This is a genomic window from Synechococcus sp. W70.1 (genome assembly GCF_047461515.1).
Taxonomy (GTDB): domain Bacteria; phylum Cyanobacteriota; class Cyanobacteriia; order Thermostichales; family Thermostichaceae; genus Thermostichus.
In genome coordinates this window covers 42,049-63,322 of sequence record NZ_JANSHH010000004.1, presented here as the reverse complement: position 1 = coordinate 63,322, position 21,274 = coordinate 42,049, and the positions used below count along the sequence as shown (strand labels likewise).

Annotated in this window: 19 protein-coding genes; 7 read left to right on the top strand and 12 right to left on the bottom strand. The window is 60.7% G+C overall.

Annotated features, from left to right (window positions below; all coding sequences use genetic code 11):
* Positions 1-27 precede the first annotated feature (27 nt).
* Complete coding sequence (gene tyrS / locus NW808_RS01180; protein ID WP_414420009.1) at positions 28-1,284, bottom strand: tyrosine--tRNA ligase; 1,257 nt, start codon at positions 1,282-1,284, stop codon at positions 28-30.
* Positions 1,285-1,433: 149 nt separating this feature from the next.
* On the opposite strand from tyrS, the gene NW808_RS01175 reads away from it, so the two are divergent.
* On the top strand, positions 1,434-3,404 hold the full coding sequence (locus tag NW808_RS01175) for a transglycosylase domain-containing protein (RefSeq protein ID WP_414420008.1): 1,971 nt from the start codon (positions 1,434-1,436) through the stop codon (positions 3,402-3,404).
* On the opposite strand, the gene NW808_RS01170 is transcribed toward NW808_RS01175, so the two are convergent.
* Entirely contained in the window at positions 3,380-3,772 is a 393-nt protein-coding gene (locus tag NW808_RS01170) for a hypothetical protein (RefSeq protein WP_414420007.1), read from the bottom strand. The two genes, NW808_RS01175 and NW808_RS01170, sit on opposite strands and share 25 nt — an antisense overlap.
* Before the next feature lie 154 nt (positions 3,773-3,926).
* On the opposite strand from NW808_RS01170, the gene NW808_RS01165 reads away from it, so the two are divergent.
* The 3 genes from NW808_RS01165 to glyS all read left to right on the top strand — a co-directional run bounded on the left by NW808_RS01165 (position 3,927) and on the right by glyS (position 9,107).
* Entirely contained in the window at positions 3,927-4,526 is a 600-nt protein-coding gene (locus NW808_RS01165) for a superoxide dismutase (RefSeq protein WP_414393646.1), read from the top strand.
* Between the two features lie 200 nt (positions 4,527-4,726).
* Positions 4,727-6,811: a cation:proton antiporter gene (locus tag NW808_RS01160; protein WP_414420006.1), complete on the top strand. Its 2,085-nt coding sequence runs from the start codon at positions 4,727-4,729 to the stop codon at positions 6,809-6,811.
* A 103-nt stretch (positions 6,812-6,914) separates the two neighbouring features.
* Positions 6,915-9,107, top strand: a complete 2,193-nt coding sequence (glyS, locus tag NW808_RS01155; protein ID WP_414420005.1) for a glycine--tRNA ligase subunit beta — start codon at positions 6,915-6,917, stop codon at positions 9,105-9,107.
* A 51-nt stretch (positions 9,108-9,158) separates the two neighbouring features.
* Here glyS and NW808_RS01150 read toward each other — a convergent pair whose 3' ends face one another.
* The 8 genes from NW808_RS01150 to NW808_RS01115 all read right to left on the bottom strand — a co-directional run bounded on the left by NW808_RS01150 (position 9,159) and on the right by NW808_RS01115 (position 16,683).
* Positions 9,159-10,085, bottom strand: coding sequence for a fructosamine kinase family protein (locus NW808_RS01150; protein ID WP_414420004.1), 927 nt, complete (start codon positions 10,083-10,085; stop codon positions 9,159-9,161).
* Positions 10,086-10,246: 161 nt separating this feature from the next.
* The gene (locus NW808_RS01145; protein WP_414393658.1) at positions 10,247-10,675 is read right to left on the bottom strand and encodes a hypothetical protein; all 429 of its coding nucleotides are present in this window, start codon (positions 10,673-10,675) and stop codon (positions 10,247-10,249) included.
* Positions 10,676-10,704: 29 nt separating this feature from the next.
* Positions 10,705-11,274, bottom strand: a complete 570-nt coding sequence (locus NW808_RS01140; RefSeq protein ID WP_414410482.1) for a GTP-binding protein — start codon at positions 11,272-11,274, stop codon at positions 10,705-10,707.
* A 105-nt stretch (positions 11,275-11,379) separates the two neighbouring features.
* Complete coding sequence (locus NW808_RS01135) at positions 11,380-11,976, bottom strand: DUF4388 domain-containing protein (RefSeq protein WP_414410483.1); 597 nt, start codon at positions 11,974-11,976, stop codon at positions 11,380-11,382.
* Between the two features lie 286 nt (positions 11,977-12,262).
* On the bottom strand, positions 12,263-14,731 hold the full coding sequence (locus NW808_RS01130) for a heavy metal translocating P-type ATPase (RefSeq protein WP_414420003.1): 2,469 nt from the start codon (positions 14,729-14,731) through the stop codon (positions 12,263-12,265).
* A gap of 92 nt (positions 14,732-14,823) precedes the next feature.
* Positions 14,824-15,093 (bottom strand): hypothetical protein, encoded by a 270-nt coding sequence (locus tag NW808_RS01125; RefSeq protein WP_414393669.1) that lies wholly within the window; start codon positions 15,091-15,093, stop codon positions 14,824-14,826.
* Between the two features lie 12 nt (positions 15,094-15,105).
* Positions 15,106-16,371 carry a beta-ketoacyl-ACP synthase II gene (gene fabF, locus NW808_RS01120; protein ID WP_414410485.1) on the bottom strand — a complete coding sequence of 422 codons (1,266 nt, stop codon included), beginning with the start codon at positions 16,369-16,371 and terminating at the stop codon, positions 15,106-15,108.
* A gap of 63 nt (positions 16,372-16,434) precedes the next feature.
* Complete coding sequence (locus NW808_RS01115; RefSeq protein ID WP_414393674.1) at positions 16,435-16,683, bottom strand: acyl carrier protein; 249 nt, start codon at positions 16,681-16,683, stop codon at positions 16,435-16,437.
* Between the two features lie 194 nt (positions 16,684-16,877).
* Here NW808_RS01115 and rpsF point away from each other — a divergent pair, with 194 nt between their 5' ends.
* The 3 genes from rpsF (at position 16,878) to NW808_RS01100 (ending at position 18,279) form a co-directional block, all read left to right on the top strand.
* Entirely contained in the window at positions 16,878-17,168 is a 291-nt protein-coding gene (gene rpsF / locus NW808_RS01110; protein ID WP_414420002.1) for a 30S ribosomal protein S6, read from the top strand.
* A 69-nt stretch (positions 17,169-17,237) separates the two neighbouring features.
* Positions 17,238-17,633 carry a single-stranded DNA-binding protein gene (locus NW808_RS01105; RefSeq protein ID WP_414411225.1) on the top strand — a complete coding sequence of 132 codons (396 nt, stop codon included), beginning with the start codon at positions 17,238-17,240 and terminating at the stop codon, positions 17,631-17,633.
* A 112-nt stretch (positions 17,634-17,745) separates the two neighbouring features.
* On the top strand, positions 17,746-18,279 hold the full coding sequence (locus tag NW808_RS01100) for a universal stress protein (protein ID WP_414420001.1): 534 nt from the start codon (positions 17,746-17,748) through the stop codon (positions 18,277-18,279).
* Here NW808_RS01100 and NW808_RS01095 read toward each other — a convergent pair.
* Positions 18,276-19,685: a DUF4340 domain-containing protein gene (locus NW808_RS01095; RefSeq protein ID WP_414420000.1), complete on the bottom strand. Its 1,410-nt coding sequence runs from the start codon at positions 19,683-19,685 to the stop codon at positions 18,276-18,278. The two genes, NW808_RS01100 and NW808_RS01095, sit on opposite strands and share 4 nt — an antisense overlap.
* An 18-nt stretch (positions 19,686-19,703) precedes the next feature.
* Entirely contained in the window at positions 19,704-21,272 is a 1,569-nt protein-coding gene (locus tag NW808_RS01090) for a GldG family protein (RefSeq protein ID WP_414419999.1), read from the bottom strand.
* Positions 21,273-21,274 lie beyond the last annotated feature (2 nt).

Sequence of the window (21,274 nt, the reverse complement as noted above, 5' to 3'; positions counted from 1 at the left end):
CACCCTTCAAAAAACCTGGCCTTGGCTTCAAGCCTGCCCGTGCTCGGTGAGGGAATTACCCACCACCAGCCGCCGGAAAGCCTTTTTGCCCACCTGCAAAACCCGCCCCGCCAGCTCCGAAGCGTTGGCAAACTCCAGGTTGGGATCCTCCACCTTTTGACCATCTAGCCGCACAGCGCCCCCTTGAATCTGCCGACGGGCCTCGGCAGCGCTCTTGCACAGGCCGGACTCGCGCAGGATGTAGCTGAGCTTAACCGGATAGGACAAGCCCTCGACAGCAAAGGTGGGGATGGAGGCGGTCTCGACAAGTTCACCTTGCAACACCAGGGCTTGGGCGGTGCGCTGGGCCTCTTCTGCCACCTCAGGGGAGTGAAACTGAGCCACTAGGGTTTTGGCTAGGAGAATCTGGCGCTGACGGGGATCCGCCGGCAGCTCCGAAAGAGGCACTGAGGTGAGCAACTCGAAGTAGCGCTGCACCAGGTGATCCGGCACCTTCTCCAGCTTGGAGTACATGGTAAGGGGATCCTCGGTCAGGCCCACATAGTTGTTCTTGGACTTGGACATCTTCTGGTAGCCATCCAAGCCCTCCAAAAGAGGCACCGTTAGGCAAAACTGCGGGGTTTGCCCTTTCCAAAGCTGTAGCTCCCGGCCAACTAGGAGGTTAAAGCGCTGGTCGGTTCCCCCCAACTCCACGTCCGCCTCCAGCGCCACCGAGTCGTAGCCTTGCAGGAGAGGGTAGAGAAATTCGTGTAGGTAGATGGGTGTTCCCGAGCGGTAGCGCTGGGCAAAGTCTTCTTTGGCCAACATCTGCCCCACTGTCATCTGGGCTTGGAGCTCAATGAGCTCGCTGAGGGTGAGGCGGGCTAGCCACTCGCTGTTGCGGCGCACCTCCAGCCGGCCAGGGGTCTCAAAGTCCAGGATCTTGGCAGCCTGCTCCAGATAGGTGCGGGCATTCTCCTCCACTTCTTCTGGGGTCAGGCGGGGACGGGCCTCCGATTGGCCGGTGGGATCTCCTACTAGAGCCGTAAAGTCACCGATGAGCAAAATAGCCACATGGCCGGCATCCTGGAACTGGCGCAACTTGCGCAAGACCACCGCATGGCCCAGGTGCAGATCCGGCCGCGTGGGATCGATGCCCAGCTTGACCCGCAAGGGGCGATCGGTTTTGGCTAGGCGCTCTGCCAGAGCTGCCGCTCCCCCTGGAAAGATCTCGGCTACCCCCCGCTGGGTGATCTCGGCAATGCGGGGATCCTCTAGAGCGGAAGAGATAGGAGTTGGCTCCATCTCTGCACTGAGAGGCAACATGAGCCATTTTATTCCCTTGCCTAGAGGCGGCGAGGATCCCCTGCCGGCCCAGGAAGCGCCGCCCTATAATGGGGCAAACTGGGCAAACTTGGGGTTCTCCGCAACGCTGAAGTGACGGAGTTTTTGACGTGACCTACAGTCCCAGGCCCTCGAGAGCTCCGCGGCACTCTTCCAGCCGCCCCTTTCCCCACCTGGACTACGACGAGTACGCCGATGACATCCCGCCCACCCGCTTCTCCTGGCTTGCTCAGGTTGCTGGCACGGTGGGCAACCTGTTGCTGGGATCCCTGCTTTTGGGCTCTACGGCAGCGGCTGCTGGCTTGTTGGGGTTGGCCATTAGCTTCCGCAACCTGCCCGATGTGCGTCAATTGCGGAACTACGTGCCGGTGGCCACCACCCACATTGTCGATATCCACGGCGAGCCCATTGCTAGCCTCCACGGGGAAGCCAACCGGGAGGTAATCTCCCTCGAAGAAGTCTCCCCGGAGATGAAGAAAGCGCTGCTGGCTATTGAAGACAGCCATTTCTACACCCACCCCGGCATCAACCCGGTCAGCTTGGGCCGGGCACTCTTGGGCAGCGTCGAGGGGGGATGGGGCTCGGCGGGGGGTGGATCCACCCTGACGATGCAGTTGGTGAAAAACCTTTTTCTAAAGCCGGAGCGCACCCTCAGCCGCAAGGTGGCCGAGATTGTGCTAGCGCTGCGGCTGGAGCAGGTCTTCACCAAAGACGAGATCCTAGAGATGTACCTCAACCAGGTGTACTGGGGGCACAATCTCTACGGCATTCAGGCGGCAGCCCGCAGCTACTTCAACAAAGATGCGGCGGAGCTCAACTTGGCGGAAGCAGCAATGCTGGCCGGGATCCTGCCGGCGCCAGAAATCTTCAGCCCCTTTCGCAACCTGGAGGCAGCCAAGCAGCGCCAACGGCTGGTGCTGGATCGCCTGGTGCAGCTCAAGTGGATTACCCCAGAAGAGGCGCAGGCAGCGCGAGAGCAGAAGCTGACTTTTGGCCGCATCACCTCTTTCCAAAGCAACGCGCCGGCGGTTACCGACGCCATTGAGGCAGAGCTGCGGCGCCGCTATGGCGAGCAGGCCATCCTCCAGGGGGGGCTGCGGGTTCAGGCCACTATCGACCTGCGGCTGCAGCGCATTGCCCAGCGCATCGTCAACGAAGACGGGCCTCGCCTTACCGCCACTCGCCGAGCCGACCAGATGGCTCTGGCGGCGGTGGATCCCCGCACAGGCTACGTCAAGGCCCTTGTGGGCGGCATCAACGCTCGGCGGGGCCAATTTAACCGCGCCACCCAAGCCTTTCGCCAGACTGGCTCCACCTTCAAGCCCTACGTGTACTATGCGGCCCTGGCTAGCGGCCGCTACACACCCTACAGCATCCTCTACGACACCCCCGTCACCTATCCCGGCTCTCCTCCCTACAGACCGAAAAACTATGACAACACCTTTTACGGCCCCCTCACCTTTGCCCGCGCCTTGGAGCTCTCCCGCAACGTGCCCACCGTCAAGCTGGCAGAGGAAGTCGGGATCCACAACGTCATTGCTGCAGCCAAGGCCACCGGCCTCAGCGCCGAGATGCCCCCCAACTTAACCACTGCCCTGGGGTCGGCCAGCGCCAGCCCCCTAGAGATGGCAGCCAGCTATGCCGTGTTTGCCAACGGCGGCTACTGGGTGGAGCCGACGCTCCTAGCCCAGGTGGTGGGTCGCGACGGCCAAGTTCTCTTCGAGGCCAAACCCCAGCCGCGGCAGGTTTTGGATCCCTGGGCGGTGGCCACCCTCAACCAGATCCTCAAAGGGGTGGTAACCCAGGGCACCGGGACGGCAGCCCGTCTGGACGATGGGCGACCGGTGGCTGGCAAAACGGGCACCACCTCGGATTTCCGCGACGCTTGGTTCATCGGCTATGTGCCGCAACTGTCCACTGCCATCTGGATTGGCAACGACAACAACTCTCCCATGCTCCCGGGTACGGCAGGAGGTGCTTTTGTCGCTCCCATCTGGAAGCGCTTTATGACAGAGGCCCTGCAAGGGATCCCGCCCCAGGATTTCCCCAGCCCCGATTACTTTCCCCCTCCCCAACCATGAGCGATAGCGAGGAGCGGCTGACCCGCCTCGAGCGCACTGTCTAGGCCAACACCCAACTGGCCCGGCAAAACCAAGAGCTGCTGCAAACCATTGCCGGCACCGAGGAGCGCATTGCCAAGGCTGAGGAACGGATTGCCAAAGCAGAGGAGCGCATTGCCAGTGCCGAAGAACGCCTGGAGGCGGAAGTCAAACGCTGGGACGAGCGCTTTTTCCAGCTCAGCCGCGACACCCTCAACTTCACCCGCAATGGAGTTACCATTGCCGCCATCACCGCGGCTTTGATGTTGTCCCCCTGCTGATCGAGCTGCTGGGGCAGGGATCCCGCTGGTTTGGGCTTTCAGGCCAAGGCAAACAGGGCGCTGGGGCACCAGATCCCCACCGCCATGACTGGGGGATCCAGAGCGTAGGGGTTCTGAGTTACACTAAGACTGCAAAGAAAGGTAACGCCTTTGTCTGGTTTAGGCTTGCCTTCCCGGCGTCCTTTCTTGCATCTTTCGCACAAGACCCAGAGGACAGACGACTATGGCCTTTGAACTCCCACCTCTGCCCTACCCTGCCGACGCGCTTCAGCCCTACATGTCGGCAGAAACCTTCTCCTACCACCACGGCAAGCACCATGCGGCCTATGTAGCCAACCTAAACAAGCTGATCGAAGGCACCGAGCTGGCCAACAAGTCCCTGGAAGAAATCATGAAGACTACGTTCGGGGATCCTGATAAAGTGGGCATCTTCAACAATGCCGCCCAGGTTTGGAACCACACCTTTTTCTGGGAATCCATGAAGCCGGGCGGGGGCGGCGCGCCGACAGGGCCCATTGCTGACAAGATCAACGCTGATCTAGGCGGCTACGACAAGTTTGTGGAGGCTTTCAAAACGGCGGCGGCCACCCAGTTTGGCAGCGGCTGGGCCTGGCTGGTGCTGGACAACGGCACCCTGAAAGTGACCAAAACCCCCAACGCGGAAAACCCGCTGGTCCACGGCCAAGTTCCCCTGCTAACACTGGATGTGTGGGAGCATGCCTACTACCTGGACTACCAGAACCGGCGGCCTGACTACATCACCGCCTACCTGGAGCACCTGGTGAACTGGGATGCTGCCAACGCCCGGCTGGCGGCGGCCTGAGTGTACCTGTTCTGGGATCCCTGGACAGGGGATCCCCTTGAAGACTAGCTCCGCCTCTGCCGGCTAGGCAGACCTCTTTTGATGGGATTCGAGGGATCCTCAGCAACTGGGGATCCCTTTGCTCTTTTTGCAAGGCACCTCGAACCTGGAAGAATCTGATAGACTCAGGCGGGCATCTGGTTGCTGTCCTTTGGGTATCTATGCTGGCTAGCTGGCTGCAAATTTCAGGGATCCCTCTAGCCGTAGTCGGCCCGGTGAAAAACCCGGTGCTGGTATTCCTCATCATCCTGACGATCATGCTGGTGGCCCCGCTGCTATTTGAGCGACTGCGCCTGCCGGGGATCATCGGCCTGATCTTGTCCGGGTTGGTGGTGGGGCCCTACGGCTTGGGGATCCTGCAGCGAGACGAGACCATCGTCTTGTTGGGCACGGTGGGGCTGTTGTTTCTCATGTTCATGGCCGGGCTGGAGACCAGCCTGGAGGATTTAAAGCTCAACGCCGGCAAGGCCAGCATCTTCGGGGCGTTTACCTTCCTGTTGCCCATGCTCATTGGCACGGTAGCCATGCTGGCCATTGGGTATGACTTCCTGGCGGCGGTGCTGGTGGCCTCCTGCTTTGCCTCTCATACCCTGATTGGGCTGCCCATTGTCTCCGAGCTGGGGTTGATGCGCCTGCAAACGGTAACGGCAACCCTGGGGGGTACCCTGATCACGAATGTCCTGGCCTTGTTGGTGCTGGCGGTGGTGGTGCGCGCCCATCAAGGGGAGCTGACGCCGCAATTTTGGCTGACGTTGATCCCTTCCATTGCCCTCTACACCTTTGCCACCTTCTGGGGGGTGCCCCGGCTGGGCCGTTGGTTTTTCCAGCGCTTTGGCCACGATGAGGGAGCAGAGTTTACGTTTGTGATTGCCACCTTGTTCCTGGTGGCCTACGGAGCGGGGTTGATTGGCATTGAGCCAGTGGTGGGAGCCTTTTTGGCAGGGACGGCCATCACCCCCATCATCTCCCCTCTCAGCCCCCTGATGAACCGCATTCAGTTCATCGGCAACACGTTGTTTGTGCCCTTTTTCTTGATCTCGGTGGGGATGCTGATCAATCCCGGTATTCTCTTGGGGGATCCGCGCACGCTGCTGGTGGGCGGGGTGATGATTGCAGCGGAGGTGGTGAGCAAGTTTTTGGCGGCTTGGATCCCGGCGCAACTGTTTGGCTGGCGCTTTGCCAGCGCTATGGTTATGTTCGGCCTGTCGATGGCCCAGGCGGCGGCTACCCTGGCGGCAATCACAGTGGCTTTCAACGTGAAATTGGTGGATGAGCTGACGGTGAACGGCACCATTGCCATGATCCTGGTTACCTGCATCGCCTCGCCTTGGATTGTTGCCCGCTGGGGGCAGCAGCTCCAGCCTAGGGAGGTGGCATCAGAAGCCAGCGACTTGCCTAGGCCAGCCTGGGGATCCCGCGTCCTGGTGCCGGTAGTCAACCCCGAGACTGAGAGCAACCTGCTGCGGTTGGCTCTGATTCTGGCCAAAAAAGATGGGGGAACGCTGCTGCCGCTGCACGTTCTGTCTGACCGCGCCGGGATCTCGCCAGCAGCCCTGGCCCGGCAAGAGCAGTTGTTGTCCTTTGCCGAGTCCCTAGCCCACAGCGCTGCAGCGCGGGTGGAAGCCATTCGCCGGGTGGATGACTCGGTGGAAAAAGGGATCATTCGCTCGGCCCTGGAGCGGCAGGCGACCTTGGTGATCCTGGGCTGGAGGGGCTACTCCACCTATGCGGAGAACTTTTTCGGCAGCATCATTGACGCCGTGGTGCGGCAGGTGGAGATCCCGGTGCTAATCGCGCGCTTCCCTGTTCCGCTCGAGACGACGCGGCGCATCCTTTTGGCAGCCCCAGAGTTGGAAGTGTCTCCTGGATCCCTGCAGCAGACGATTGGGCTGGCGCAGACGCTGGCTGGGGAGTTGAAAGCGGCGCTGCAGCTTCTCTTAGTGCAAACCCGACCGCTGCGGGAGCGCTCTCCGGGCCCGGGGGCGGCAAGCTATGCCCATCTGCCGGTACAGCGGGTGCAGGGGGGGTTGGTGGCCGAGGTGCTCAAAGCCCTGCAGCCGGGGGATATGTTGGTGGGAGTGCTCAGCGAAGCCCGCAGCCGCTTTCGCCTAAGCCGCGAGCCGGAGATCATCGCCCGCCATCGTCCCGACCTCCCCATGATCGTGGTGCATCTGCCTGCTGCCCACCCGCCGCGTTTGCAGGAGAGTGTTCTGGCGGCAGGAGACTCCACTTGGTACTGGGGCTAGTGAGACTGGCTCAAACGGCAGCCCGCTTCCCCTGCTAGACTGAGAAATCGCGATCAACACCCACCCTCGCCGAGGAAAGACGTCGCTACGCCGGGCGGAGCCTATGGTTGCCTATTTGCTGGAAGTTGGCTGTGAGGAGCTGCCAGCTAGTTTTGTGGATTCGGCCCTAGAGCAGTGGAGGACGGGGATCCCGGCCTCTTTGGCAGAAGCCCATCTGCAGGCCGAGCAGATGCAGCTTTTCGGCACGCCGCGGCGCCTGGCAGTTCTGCTGCAGGGGCTGCCCACCCAACAGCCGGATCGCCTTCTGGAGGTGAAGGGGCCGCCAGTTCAGGTGGCCTACCAAGACGGCCGGCTTACCCCTGCCGGGGAAAAGTTTGCCCAGAAACAGGGGGTGGATCCCGCCAGCCTAGAGATCCGGCAGGTGGGGAAGGGCTCCTTTGTCTTTGCCGTGCAGCGGGTGCAGGGACGTCCAACAGCAGCGGTGCTCCAGGAATTGGCGCCCACCTGGATCACCTCCTTGAGCGGCAAGCGGCTGATGCGCTGGGGCTACGGGGAGTTCAAGTTTCCCCGCCCCATCCGCTGGCTGGTCTCCCTCTGGGACGATCAGGTGCTGCCTCTGCTCTGGCCTACCCCTGACGGCAATCCTCCGTTGGGCTTAGTGGCTGGTCGGGTAAGCCGTGGCCACCGCGTCTTGGGATCCCCGCAGGTCGTCTTGGAGCGGGCCGAGAGCTACGTTCAGCAGATGCAAGCAGCAGGGGTAAACCCCGACCCGGCAGCGCGGGCAGCGCACATCCAGGCGGAGGTGACCCGGCTAGCCAAGCAGGTGAACGGGCAGGCCCAGATCCCCTCTGCTCTGCTGCAGGAGGTGGTGCAGTTGGTGGAGTGGCCAACGGCAGTTCTGGGGCGCTTTGAGCCGGAGTTTTTGCGCTTGCCCCCTGCGGTCATTGAAACGGTGATGATTGCCCACCAGCGCTACTTTCCCGTGCGGGATGGGCGGGATCCGGAAAAACTGCTGCCCTACTTCATCACCATCTCCAACGGCGACCCCCGGCAAGCGGAGCGGATTGCGGCAGGCAACAGCCGTGTGGTGCGGGCCCGCTTGGCCGATGCCCGCTTTTTCTACGAGGAGGATCGCCGCCTCCCCTTGGCCCAGCGAGTGGAACGTCTCCAGGCGGTTACCTTTGCCGAGGGGCTGGGATCGATGCGCGACAAAGTAGAGCGCATCCGCCACATCAGCCGCCTCATTGCCACTGCCTTGAACTTGGATCCCCAAGAGCAGGCCTTGGTGAATCGCACGGCTTACCTGTGCAAGGCAGATTTGGTTACCCAAATGGTGTACGAGTTCCCAGAGCTGCAGGGGATCATGGGCGCCGAGTACGCCCGCCAGGACGGCGAGCCGGAAGCCGTGGCCGAAGGGATCGAGCAGCACTACTGGCCTTTGGGGGCAGGGGAGGCTCTGCCCACCTCTTTGACCGGGCGGGTCGTGGGCTGGGCAGATCGCCTAGACACCCTGGTGGGCATGTTCCACCTGGGGCAGATCCCTACGGGCTCTTCGGATCGCTTTGCCCTGCGGCGGGCTGCCAACAGCCTGGTATTGATTGCCTGGGAGGCTGACTGGAGGTTGGATGTCAATGAGCTCCTGCGCCAGGTGGTGCGGGACTACGCGGCGGGAGACGAAAGGACCTTAAAGGCCTTGCAGGAGTTTCTTGCCCAGCGGCTGCAAATCCTTCTGCAGGAGGAAAAGCGAATTGACTACGACTTGGTCAGAGCCGTGGTCGGGGATCCTGAGTCTGTCCATGGCAAGGAGCCCCAGAAAGCGGAACTGACCTTGCGGGCTTTGAGCAACCTGCCTCTCACCCTGCTGCGGGCCGAGTACCTGCAGCATCTGCGAGCGACTGGAGAGTTGGCAGATCTCTACCCCACCCTCAACCGCTGCGCCCGCCTGGCCACCCAAGGGAACTTGGACTACGCCGTGTTGGATCCGGCGACTGCAGTGAATCCTAGGCTGTTTCAGGAGACGGCAGAACAGGAGCTGTACGAAGCTTGTCAAAGGGTTTACCGGCTGGGCGTGGGGCCAGCTTGCCAAGGAGACTTTACCCCACTGGTGGAGAGCCTACAGGCAGCAGCCCCTGCAGTGGATCGTTTCTTCGAGGCGGTTTTGGTCATGGATCCGGATCCCAGCCTGCGAGCCAACCGGCTGAACCTATTGGGGATATTGCGCAACCAGTCTCGCCTGCTGGGGGATATGGGGGCTGTGGTCATGGCTGGGGAAGCGGCGCCAGAGAAGAGCCGCTAGCTGCCGCTGGCTATCCCAGTAACTAAGCGTAGGCGAGGGAGTAGAACAAGACTATGCAAGAAAGCGTAGGCATTGCTGCAAGGCCCGCTGCACTGAGCCCAGGTAGCCCTCTCCAAACAAGTTGAGATGGTTGAGCCAGTGGTAGAGCTGGTAAAGAGGTTTGCGGTGAGGATACCCCTCGTCCAGGGGATAGGCCTCTTGATAGGCCCGGTAGAACTCCGCCGGGAAGCCGCCAAAAAGCTCAGTCATCGCCAGATCCGTCTCCCGATCCCCGTAGTAGGTGGCTGGGTCAAAAATTACCGGCGAGCCATCGGGCAAGGCGCCGTAGTTGCCGCCCCAGAGATCCCCGTGTAGCAGAGACGGGACGGGCCGGTAGTGGCGAAAGAAAGTCTCTAGCTCCGCCATTACCCGCTCGGCTTGCGTCACCCAGGCGCCGCGGTAACCCCGCTGACAAGCCAGCTTGACCTGGTAGAGAAGTCGCTGTTCTCGGTAGAAGTCCACCCAGTTCTGCCGCCAACTGTTGATCTGCGGCGTCGAACCAATGGTGTTGTTGCGATCCCAGCCGTAGTTGCCGTTGGGGGAGAGCGTGCGGTGCAACTGGGCCAACTGGGATCCCAGCAAACTTCCCGTTTGGGGGCGGGGCGAACTCAGCTCCAGGTATTCCAGCACCAGGTAAGCCTGCCCATCAAAGGATCCCCAGGCAATCGGCTGTGGCACCCGCACGGCATTGGCCGCCGCCAAGGTTTGCAGGCCCGCCGCCTCTGCCGCAAACATCTCCAGCGCTCTTTCTCCTCCCCCCCCCGCCACCTTGACAAAGTAGTCCCGTCTTTCCTGGCCAGAAGAAGCCTGAAGCACACAGGAAAGCTGGTAGGCGGCGTTGATGCTGCCACCGCCCAGGGGACGGTAGTGTAGAGGATGCAAGGGATCCCCTGTGGCTTCAGAGAGGTGCTGGGCAACGGCCTGCCAAAAGTTCTGCATCAATACTGGGCTAGCTGGGCTAGGTGTTTAGATGAACTATCGGTGTCAGTCCGGCAACCGACCCAGCTACCAGCGTAGCAAAGCTGCCTGCCGCGTCCATTTCTCGCTTGGGTGATAACCTCCGCCGCCTTTCTGGCCGCCTGGCGAGAGCCCAGAAGCTGCTATTCTCCTTCTACCGCTGCCTCAGCATCCAAAAAGTCGAGTTCAATGGCTTGGGATCCCCCCACTGCCAACAGCTCCAGCAGGGATCCCAGCCGCCACCAGATCAGTCCTGCTGTGCTGAAGACAAGGATCCCGCCGACCAAGGCCGCCAAAGCCAGAGATAGGCCAAAAACGTGTAAACAGGCAGCTACAAAGCCAAAGGCAAACAGATTGCAGAGGGTGTAGCTGAGGATGATCCCCGGCGTGCGGTAGCGGATCTGCCCCTGGCCCTCTCGGTTCTGCTGCCAAAGGGCTACCTGGTATTCCAACTTGTCTTTAAAGATGATGCCGAAAATAATAGCAAAGAAGCTGAGCAGGGCAATGGCCGAGTAGATAGGGGGGTTGACAAGGCTACGGGAAAACTCGCCGCTGAGGTAGAGGGACTCCATAAGACTTAGCTGACCCAACTCCCCCTAGCTTAACATTTCTTAGCATCTTCTGCTGGGACAACCACCTGGGGCATCAGTTGCTCAACCAATAGGAGCAGCGTGTTGGCCACAGAAGCCGGCTCTTGAGCATTTAAGGTCGTGTGGGGAATTGAGCCGTCTTGGTTGTTCAGGATCAGCAAAATGTCTTCCGGATCCCAGGCATTGGGGTGATCGACGTGGGTGATCCCAATAACTGAGGGAGCATGGGTTCTGGACCTCATAAAGGCTTGAATGGCCTGGGCATTGCGAAACTGGCCAGGCAGGTGGGCAGGCACCAGAAGAACGTAGCCATGAGCGCGCTGGATTAAAATATCCCACATAAAGCTAAAGCGGGCCTGGCCGGGCGTGCCGTAGAGATGCAGCCACATCTCTTCTTCCTCTTCGCCAATTCTCAGGCGGCCAAAGTCCATGCTGACCGTTGTGCTTTGCTTTAGCTCTGCCACCTCATCGGTGGCCTTGCAATCGGTGTCGACCACCTCTATCTCGCTGATGGTGCGAATAAAGGTGGACTTTCCAGCGCCCACGGGCCCGGTGACAACAATGCGGAGAATATTGTCCACAGTTAGCTTCCCCCCACCAAAGACCAGCCCGCTCAAACCCAATTGGTTAGGAAGAAGCTAAACTGCTAGCTCCGGTAGCGATCAAGCGTTTAAACAAGGCCTCGCTCATACCCGTTTCCTGTTGCACAGCGTTGTAGGCCACCTCAAGGTAGGCTTGCTCAATAGAGGAAGCTCAAGGCTGGTGCGCCAGAAGTAGCTATCTGGTTGGGGCAAGTTTTCTTCCCGACGTTGATCCTGCTTCAGCTGCTGCAGCCCTTCCAAAACTACGGCCGAAGCCTCCTTGCTTAAGCCAGTCATCTCTTGATAGGGCAACGGTACGTTGGGTAAGAAGCTGAACTGGCCCGCTTCCAAGGCAAAGAGGCAGTAGAGCCCCACTTGCAGTTGATGGCGAAAGAGCTTGACCAAATCTACAGGGGAGATCAACCCTTGCTGCTGCAGGCAACGCCCCAGAGGTTCCTCCAGACTCCTGGCAACCAACTGGCTAATCACCTGGCTGTCCACTAGCCTAGAGCCAGTCAGCAGGTTTTCCAAGCGATGCTTCTCTTCAGGGGGCAAAGCGGCAATCACCCGGCCTCGATAAAGCCAGATGCGGTAGATACCATTGGGCGCCCAGACAGACAATTGCCCCGATTTCTTACCCTTCTCCATCAAATGCAATAGGTCGCTCAGGGAGAATTCCTGAAGATCCCCTAGCATTGCCATACTTTTACTCCCCTTGCCCCTCTAGGATCAGTTTCTCCAGTGTTTTCACGGATCTTGCTCTGTTAGGCAAAAAACCAAAGCGTGCCCTCATGGGCTAGTCTGGACTTACATAAGCCCAGGTTGCAAAAGATTAAAGCTGATACATTTTTTAGTCAGAGTTAGTCGAACTTGCTAAATTTTCCTAACTTGTATGCAGCAGTTGCTATGTCAGAAGCTCGGTAAAAACTCGGAAGATTAACAAATATTTAACAATCAATGTTCGGTTGTTCGCAGCCTCTAACACTTTTTAGCTATAGCTACTCGAAAATTCACAGGGCACAAATGTTCTCCTCAAGAGAATCGAATTGAGGGTTACACTGAGGGAGCTCAAGGCCATGAGACCCCCAGCCATTGCCGGGCTCAGGCCAATGCCAAAGGCGGGCAGGAGCACCCCTGCTGCCAGCGGGATCCCCAGCAGGTTGTAGCCAATAGCCCAGAGGAGGTTTTGCTGGATCTTGTGAAAGGTGGCGCGGCTGAGACGGATGGCTTCCACTACGTCCCAGAGGCGGTTGCGCATGAGGATGATATCGGCAGTCTCCAGAGCGGCAGCAGTAGCAGAGTGCAGGGCAATGCCCACATCGGCCTGGGCTAAAGCCGGTGCATCGTTGATGCCATCGCCCACCATGGCAACTCTCTGGCCCTGAGCCTGCAGATCTCGGATGACTTGAGCCTTGTCGGCTGGCTGCACCTCGGCGATGACGCGGATCCCTGGCACCTGCAAAGCTTGGGCCACCTGGTGAGCCACCTCGGCTCGATCCCCAGTCAGTAAGACCACCTGTAGGCCCATTTTCTGGAGCTGTTGCAGCGTTGCCTGGGCATCAGGCCGCAAGGGATCCTGGGCCGCCAGCAGCCCTGCCAGGGATCCCTCTACAGCCACGCCCACCACCGTTTTGCCAGCTTGCAGCAACACCTCGGCTTGGGCCTGCGCTGGAGGGGAAATCGGGATCCCCAGGGTAGCCAGCCCCTCGAGGGAGGCCAAGATAACCTGCTTTCCTTCCACCCGCGCCGAGGCTCCCACTCCCGCCTGGGTGTAAAACTCGTCGGCAGAAAGCAGGGGCAGTCCTTGCTCGCGGGCGGCTCCCAGGATGGCTTGGGCTAGAGGATGGCAAGTGCCGCTTTCCACGGTGGCCGCCAGCTGCAGCAGCCGAGCCGGATCCAGGGAGGGGTCGAGGGCAAGGCAATCCGTCAGGTGCGGATCCCCCTGGGTGAGGGTGCCGGTTTTGTCGAAGACGACTGTTTGCAAGCGGTGAGTCTTCTCCAGGACGTCGCCCCCGCGGATGAGCAGTCCCCGCTCCGCTCCCAGGCCGGTGCCTACCAGAATGGCTGTCGGCGTGGCCAATCCCAACGCACAGGGGCAGGCCACCACTAGCACCGAGATGGCCAGCTTAAGGCTGAGGAGCAGGGGAGTTGAAGGAGGGGGGTGATCCCCCAGGTGCAGGTAGGAGTGGAGGCCAACTCCCATCAGGATCTCGCTTCCCCAAAGAGGGATCCCGATCCAGTACCAGAAGGCGAAGGTGAGAAGGGCCAGCGCCACTACGCCGTAGGTGAAGTAGCCGGCCACGCGGTCGGCCAGGCCCTGGATGGGGGCCTTGCGGGCTTGGGCTTCCTCCACTAGCCGGATAATCTGAGCCAGGATGGTGTCTTTCCCAGTGCGCGTAGACCGACACAGCAGCACTCCCGATTGGTTGACCGTCCCGGCCACAACCGGATCCCCTGGCTGTTTGAGCACGGGTAGGGATTCCCCGGTGAGCATGCCCTCGTTGACCATGGCCTGGCCGGCAATAACCTCTCCATCCACCGGGATCTGTTCGCCAGCGCGCACCTGCAGCCAATCCCCTACCTGGACTTGTTCAATGGGGCACCATTCTCCTTCCTGGGATACCCAGTCGGATCCCAGCCCTTTCTGGGCTCGCAGCCGGCGAGCTGAGGTGGGACACAGGCTCACCAAAGCCTGCAAACTGCTAGCAGCCCGCAGACGGCTCTGCTGTTCCAGCGCCCGTCCCAGCAAGATGAAGCTGAGCAGCATCACCGGCTCGTCGAAGAAGCATTCCCAACCCACCTGCGGGGCCAACAGCCCCACCAAACTGGCCAGGTAGGCGGATCCGGATCCCAGGGTAACTAGCGTGTTCATGTTGGGAGCTAGCCGCCGCGCCGCCCGCCAGCCGTCCAGGACAATGCCCCGAGCTGGGCCAAGAAAAGTCAACGTCGCCAACCCCCAGTGCAGCCAGACGTCGTTGAGAACGGGCAAGCCCAAACGGGTGAACAGATCCAAGTGGCTAGCGGCAGAGACAAGCAGCAAAAAAGCGGCGGCGAGGGCCTGGCGGATCTGGTCTTGGGTTTGCCGCCGCTGCCGGGCCAGGGGATCCGCGGGCGCGTCCAGGGCCTTTTCGCCCGCTGCCAAGGGGGCCTGATTTTGGGGAAAAGTGCTGGGAAACCCCGCCTCTGTCAAGATCCGAGCCAGATGCTCTGGGTCAGGCTGGATCCCGGGGGCAAATTCCACAAGGGCCGACTCGGTAACCAAGTTAACCCTGGCCTTGACCACTCCAGGCTGGCTTAGGAGCAGCTGCTCAACGGTCCGGACGCAGCCAGCACAACTCATCCCCCCTACTTGGAGCAGCAGGGATCCGTTCCCAGCCAATCCTAAAGGCCTATCCTCCACAGCGGGCTCGGCTAGCTGGGTTTCTTCCCCAGGGTGCGGCGCCTCTGCAGGGGCCATTACAGGGACTCCCTCGACCTCGCTTTTTGGCGCCATCGGCAAAATCAGGAATGAGGGGTACTCTCCCCATCCTAACGCTGGGATCCCCGCCACTACCCCCTTTGAACTCGCCGCTCAAACTCCTCGCGGGTGGCATCCACCAGTTGCACTGCCTCTGGATAGAGATTGGGGTGGTTTTGCTTGAGCCAACTCAGGAGGCGCGCCAACTGGGCTGTGCAGAGATCCAGATCGGCCTGAAAGATCACCGCCGCCGCCATGTGCTGGGCATACTCAGGCGGGTGGCCTCTTTGGGTTAGCTCTGCAGTCAGAGCAGCCAGGGCCTGCTGACGAATCGAGGGCAAGGGGCCTTCGGGGGTGGACATGGGCAAGATCCCCTAGTCGGCGGAATAGCGGCGCAGGGCCAGGGTCACGTTGTGCCCCCCAAATCCGAAGGCGTTGACCAAGGCCACGTCAACAGCCATCTGCCGCGCCTTATGGGGGACAAAGTCCAGCCCTTCGCACTCGGGGTCGGGGTTATCCAAGTTGAGGGTGGGGGGAACCCAGCCGTGGTAGATGGCTAGGGCCGTCGCTACGGTGGCAATGCCGCCTGCTCCCCCCAACAGGTGGCCGGTCATGGACTTGGTGGCGCTGATGGCTAGGCGAGGGGCATGCTCACCAAAAACTGCCCTGATGGCTTGCACCTCGGCAACATCCCCCACCGGCGTGCCGGTGGCATGGGCGTTGATGTGCTGCACCTGGTCAGGCTGGATCCCAGCATCTTTAAGGGCTAGCCGCATCGCACGGGCGGCACCTTCGCCAGCAGGAGCGGGGTTGGTGATGTGGTGGGCGTCGCAGGTGAGGCCGTAGCCGACGATCTCGGCATAGATCTTGGCGCCGCGGGCGCGAGCATGCTCCAGCTCCTCTAGCAGCAGGATCCCTGCCCCTTCCCCCATGACAAAGCCATCCCGATCCCGGTCAAAGGGCCGGCAGGCCTGCTCCGGGGCATCGTTGCGGGTGGAAAGAGCTTTCATGGCGCTAAACCCGGCCACCGACAGAGGAGTTACGGCTGCCTCCGTACCCCCCGCAATCACAGCCTGTACCTCTCCCCGCTGCAGGAGCCGGAAGGCATCACCAATGGCGTTGGAGCCGGAAGCACAGGCTGTTACCGTACAGAAATTGGGCCCTTTGGCGCCAAAGTGAATGGCCACGTGGCCTGCTGCCATATTGGCAATCATCATCGGCACCATAAAGGGGCTGCAGCGATCTGGCCCTTTCTGGAGATAAATGGTCTGCTGCTCTTCCAAGACCCGGATGCCGCCGATGCCGCTGCCCAGCACCACCCCCACCTGCTCAGCATTGAGATGGGTAATCCGAAATTGGGCATCCTCTAGGGCCTGCTGAGTGGCAGCCAACGCCAGGTGGACAAAGCGGTCAGTGCGCTTGACATCCTTGCGATCTAGGTAGTCGAGGGGATCAAACCCCTTCACCTCCCCCGCAATGCGGCACTCGTGGCGGGAGGCGTCGAAGTGGGTAATTGGCCCAATGCCAGAGCGCCCTGCCAGCAAGCCCTGCCAAAACTCAGCAGGAGAATTGCCAAGCGGGGTTATTGCCCCCAGCCCCGTGATGACGACGCGACGCTTGGAGGGGAGTGGAACGGACATAGGAGCAAGGGCAGGATCTGTAGACAACGCTAAATCAGGGGAAGGTCCCCATCCTCCCGCAGGTTAGGCAGCTTTCTTCTTGGAGAGGATGTAGTTGACGGCATCCTGCACAGTGGCAATGCCCTGAGCGTCCTCATCGGGGATCTCTAGATCGAACTCCTCCTCGAAGGCCATGACCAGCTCGACTGTGTCGAGGCTATCAGCCCCTAGGTCGTTCTGGAAATTGGCTTCCAGGGTTACTTTGTCGTCTTCCACTCCCAGCTGCTCGGACACAATCTTGCGAACACGCTGGTAAACTTCCTCGGCGCTCATCCTTGGAACCCTAGAGTCTCTTAGCTATGGCTATCGAAGCACCCCCTATTGTATCGGAGAAGGGCTCTCCTCTTGCGGGAGCTCTACCCGCTTTTTTGGCCGCAGAGGGGGGAGGTGGCTTTTCCGGTTCCAGAAAGAGCAGCTAGGATAGTCAACTGCACCTCAAGTTGGCTTCTCAAGGAGAACCTGCTTCCATGCCGCGCGCTTACGAAACGATGCTGATTGTGCGCCCCGACCTCTCGGAGGAACCCCTCGCCCAACTCCTTAGCGAACAGGAGTCCCTCTTGCGAGAAAACGGGGCAACTGAGCTAGAAATGACCAACCGTGGCAAGCGCCGCTTCGCCGGGTTTGAGATGAAGAAGTTTAAGGAAGGACTGTACATCCAGGTCAACTACAAGGCCGAGCCGAAGACAGTGGCCACCTGGGAGAAGAATCTGCGCATCAACGAGAACGTCCTGCGCTACATGACCCTGCGCCTGGATTGAGTCGACAGAATCCCGGCCAGAGCACAGACTAGAAATATAAGGCCCTAGCAAACTTCCCGTGGCTTTGTTATGAACTCGATTGTTTTGATGGGGGAGGTAGCGAGCGAGCCAGAGCTGCGCTACACACCTGACAACTTGGCAGTTGCCTCTTTGCTCTTGCGCTTCCCCAGCTTGCGCCCAGAGGAGCCGCCCTACCAGGTGCGGGTTTCCTCTTTTGGGGAGCTGGCCCAGCGGGTGGTGGATACCTGTCGGGTGGGGGATCAGATCACGGTAGAGGGTCAGCTGCACATGAATGTGGTGGAGCGAGATGGACGCAAGGAAAAGCTGGCGGAGATTACTGCCCGCCGCATTCATCAACTCAGCTCTGCTCGCGTTCTCTCCCTCACCGAGATGGGCGAGTCAAGCGGGGAGCCTGGGGAAGAAGATGCTGCCCCTCCGCTCAACCCAGACGAGGTTCCGTTCTAGCCCTAGGGATCTCCTACTTGGCTAGGTAAGGGGGTTTAGGTTTCGCCCGCCCCCCAGGAGGATAGGTTGCTCCTTATTGCCAAGAGAGACTCATGCGGTCGAGGAAATCGGTATGTTCAAAAGGATTCTGGTGGCAGTGGATCGGTCGGAGCTGAGCGAAGGGGTATTTCAAGGGGCTCTGCAGGTGGCAAAAGCCATGCAGGCCGAGATGATGATCCTCCATGTTCTGTCTCAGGAAGAGCCCGGTGCCCCAGAGCCCCCTATGATTCTGGGCATGGATTACAGCTCTGCTCTCAGTGCCGAGCTGTGGCAGTCCTACCGGGAGCAGTGCGCCATTTTCGAGCAAAACCAGATGAACTATCTGCGCTCGCTGGCGGAAAAAGCGACTGAGGAGGGAGTTCGGGCTGAATGCAACCTCAGCTACGGCAGCCCTGGCCGGGTTATCTGCAACTTGGCCCGCTCCTGGAAAGCCGACCTCATTGTGGTGGGTCGCCGTGGCTACTCTGGGCTGAGCGAGCTGTTTTTGGGCAGCGTCAGCAACTACGTGCTCCACCGCGCCCCCTGCTCAGTTCTCACCATCCAGGGGGAGACCCTGAAGAAGGGATCCCAGCCCCAGGCAAACCAGGTGGCTGCCCCGCCCTCCTAGGGCGAAGCGGTGGGGGTTGGCGTTCCTTCCTCTGCCCCTTTCTCCTCCAGAAGACGCTTGACCTCTGTTTCAATGCTGTTGAAGGTGCTAAGGTCAAGCACGGCGATATCGGGCTGGCGGCTGCTGCGAGCGTAGGCCCGCAGGCCAGCAGAGCTTAGGCTCAGGGTCAAAGGCTCCTGCTCCGTCTCAGGCTTGGGTGCAATGTCAAGGGTAAGGTCGGGAGCAGCTAGGGCCTTTTGAGCCTCGGGATCGGTTGCGGGCACGAACTCCTTGGCGCGGGCAGCGTTGAGGCTGGCAAAGAGGGAGCTGAGGTTGACTACCTGGCCGGGCCGTTCTGGGTTTTCCCAGCGCACCTCCAGGGATCCCTTCTCCTGGGGCAGAGGGTTGAGGGTAACTCGCTCCTCCAGCAACTCCAGGGTAACTTGACCTACCTGGTTGGGGTTGAGGCGGGCGAGGCGGTGATCCCGCAGCTCCTCTAGGTCAGCGCGGAGGATGTCGGCAGTGCTGGTGAGGAGGGTAGCCACCGCCGGGTGCTCAGAGGTGATGACGTACACTTGGCCCTCTTTTTCCGAGCCCAAGGCTACGCTCAGGGTTTTGCCGTCCTTAAGCTCAACGGTTAGCTGGGCAGAAGGCTGCTCCAGACCATAGGAAGCTAGCTCCGTCTTGGTTTCAGCCGGAAACTCCACCGCTTGCAGGCGAGACAGCGTACTGAGCAGACGGTCGACATTGAGGTCATCAGCAGGCAGCACCCGGGGCTCGACGATCTGCCAAGTCTCTTCCTGCCGCTGCAAACGGACAACCTCTGCCTCGGCTAGTTGCACTTGGAGAGACTTCACCGCTGCCCTATCAAAGCTCAGCAGGGTTTTGTCCCGCAAAGCCAAGAGGGAAGGCAGCAGGGATCCCTTTTGGCTGCTGGCAAGAAGCACTACTTTTCCCCCTTCGGGCTGGGCGTAGAAGCCGGAGCCGTCGAAGTTGTCATTGCCGATGGCCAGCCGGTAGGGCTCCCCTTCTTTGGGGAAGAGGGCAATCTGCTGGCGTGGCTGATCCAGGCCAAAAGCAGCTAGATCGTTAGCTTCCTCCAAGGTTAGCTGAGGCGTGAGGCGGGAGAAGGTGTTGAGCAACTGCTCCACCGGGAAGTCCAGCGCCGCTGACTGGATAGGCTGGCGGATGCGCCAACGGGATCCCTTTTCTCCTTCCGGGGTCCGCTCCAGGAGGATAACTTCTGGCTGGCTGTCTTTCTGCTGTCGGATCTCGAGGCGGGCAAGGGCGGCGGGGGCAAAGTGGAAGAGCCGCGCCCGCTCCGCCTGCTGCTGCTGGCGCAGTTGCTGAAAGCTGTCAAGGAGGAAATACCCCAGAAGAGCAGCCACTGCCAAGCCCAAGAGAATCCAAGTGCTGCGCTTGAACATGCTTGTCCTCCTCCCGCTCTACCGCCTTTGCCACCAGAGCACGGCTCCCGATCCCAACGCCACCAGCGGCAGCAGCACTGTTGATCCCAGGATCAGCCAGCGGAAGTTTTGTTCCGTCAACGTGAGACGGCGGTCGGTAATGGACTTGGGGCGGATGGAGATTTGTTCCGTTCGCTCAGCAAGCCAGTTGAGGGTGTTGAGGAAAAGATCGCGGTTGCCCTGCTGCCGCAAGTTGCCGTTGAGGGCAAAGTTGACATTGCCAACCACCACCAAGCGGGCCTCTGGCGGCGCCTCCTGGGATTCTGACTCCTTCTTCTCGCTATCTAGGCGGCGGGTTAGGGCTACGCCGAGGGTTAGGGGGCCGGGCTTGTCTTGATCTGGCTCAAACTGCAGCGGGCCGCCTTCCAGATTGGGGCTGGTTTCCCCCCAACTCTGGGGGCTGCTGCGCAGCAGAGGGGTGGCTTGGATCCCTTGCCGCTCCTGGGTTTCCACCGAGCGAGCTAGAGGGAAAAGGGTCATCAGCCGCTGGGCAGCTAGCGGGGCAGTGATGGGGTGATCCCCGTAGTCCGTAACCAAGGCTACGGCTGGCCCTGTCCCCAGAAGCTGGCTGATGCTGCTGACCTCCAGGATGAGGTCATCCTTTAGAACCACGCCCCACTCTTGCAGCAAGGGATCCAGGCCGGCATCCACCCGCGGCCCAATCAAGACCAGCAGCCGCCCTCCCTTGGCGAGATAGTCCTGCAGCTTCTCCACCTCGCCAGGAAACAGAGCCCGCTGCGGCCCCGCCAACACCAGTACATCTGCCTCCTCGGGGATCTCGGCCTGGACAAGGTTCAAGGTCTCTACTCGATAGCCCTCCTGCTTGAGAGCTGCCACCGCCTGGGCCAGGGTTGGGGTGCCCTCTCGAGCTTCCAGGCTTACTTCCCCATGTCCCTGGACAAAATAGGCCACCACCTCGCCGCGGTTGACCACCTTGGCCAGCACCGGGGTGAGCTTACTCTCCAACTCAGGGGCGGGTGGCTGGGGCAGTTGCTGGCGGCTGTTTCCAGCTTCCACCACCAGCGTGTTGTTCTGGGTTACCTGCAGCCGCTGGACGGTGAGAGGATCGCGGTTGGGATCGACAAACTCAAACTGGAAGCGGTCGGGGTTGAGGCGGCGGTAGCGCTCCAGCTGTTCCCGCAGGTTGGGATCGGGAGCGGTGGTTACCGCCCAGACTTTAACAGGTTGCGCCAGTCCCTGCACCAGTTGCCGGGTCTGAGGCGACAGGGTAAACAGGCCCTCCTCGGTGAGATCCAGGCGCAGGTCGTAGCGCACCGCCACCACATTCACTAGCACCAGAATGACGGCCATAGCCGCCACCGCCACCAGGATGTTGGCGTTGGTTTGAGTAGAGCGCAGGCCCAGGAAGACGCCGACTTCCCGTTGGTGGGTAAGGCCCCACACCACCACTAGGGCCAGGCCTGCTGCCAGCAGGCTCAGCGGCACAGCCGTCCAGCCCGTGAGGACAGCTCCCACCACCAGCCCAATGGCGATGACGCCCAGCCCAAGGATCCCCGTCCAATCTGCAAGTACCCGCCAATCCTTCATCG

Bases quoted from the DNA above. Each gene is read 5' to 3' on its own strand.
- NW808_RS01095 (WP_414420000.1), bottom strand. From the start codon at position 19,685: ATGTTCAAGCGCAGCACTTGGATTCTCTTGGGCTTGGCAGTGGCTGCT.
- NW808_RS01100 (WP_414420001.1), top strand. From the start codon at position 17,746: ATGTTCAAAAGGATTCTGGTGGCAGTGGATCGGTCGGAGCTGAGCGAA.
- NW808_RS01115 (WP_414393674.1), bottom strand. From the start codon at position 16,683: ATGAGCGCCGAGGAAGTTTACCAGCGTGTTCGCAAGATTGTGTCCGAG.
- NW808_RS01165 (WP_414393646.1), top strand. From the start codon at position 3,927: ATGGCCTTTGAACTCCCACCTCTGCCCTACCCTGCCGACGCGCTTCAG.
- NW808_RS01145 (WP_414393658.1), bottom strand. From the start codon at position 10,675: ATGGAGTCCCTCTACCTCAGCGGCGAGTTTTCCCGTAGCCTTGTCAAC.
- rpsF (WP_414420002.1), top strand. From the start codon at position 16,878: ATGCCGCGCGCTTACGAAACGATGCTGATTGTGCGCCCCGACCTCTCG.
- fabF (WP_414410485.1), bottom strand. From the start codon at position 16,371: ATGTCCGTTCCACTCCCCTCCAAGCGTCGCGTCGTCATCACGGGGCTG.
- NW808_RS01135 (WP_414410483.1), bottom strand. From the start codon at position 11,976: ATGGCAATGCTAGGGGATCTTCAGGAATTCTCCCTGAGCGACCTATTG.
- NW808_RS01105 (WP_414411225.1), top strand. From the start codon at position 17,238: ATGAACTCGATTGTTTTGATGGGGGAGGTAGCGAGCGAGCCAGAGCTG.
- NW808_RS01090 (WP_414419999.1), bottom strand. From the start codon at position 21,272: ATGAAGGATTGGCGGGTACTTGCAGATTGGACGGGGATCCTTGGGCTG.
- NW808_RS01160 (WP_414420006.1), top strand. From the start codon at position 4,727: ATGCTGGCTAGCTGGCTGCAAATTTCAGGGATCCCTCTAGCCGTAGTC.
- NW808_RS01150 (WP_414420004.1), bottom strand. From the start codon at position 10,085: ATGCAGAACTTTTGGCAGGCCGTTGCCCAGCACCTCTCTGAAGCCACA.
- NW808_RS01125 (WP_414393669.1), bottom strand. From the start codon at position 15,093: ATGTCCACCCCCGAAGGCCCCTTGCCCTCGATTCGTCAGCAGGCCCTG.
- tyrS (WP_414420009.1), bottom strand. From the start codon at position 1,284: ATGGAGCCAACTCCTATCTCTTCCGCTCTAGAGGATCCCCGCATTGCC.
- NW808_RS01130 (WP_414420003.1), bottom strand. From the start codon at position 14,731: ATGGCCCCTGCAGAGGCGCCGCACCCTGGGGAAGAAACCCAGCTAGCC.
- glyS (WP_414420005.1), top strand. From the start codon at position 6,915: ATGGTTGCCTATTTGCTGGAAGTTGGCTGTGAGGAGCTGCCAGCTAGT.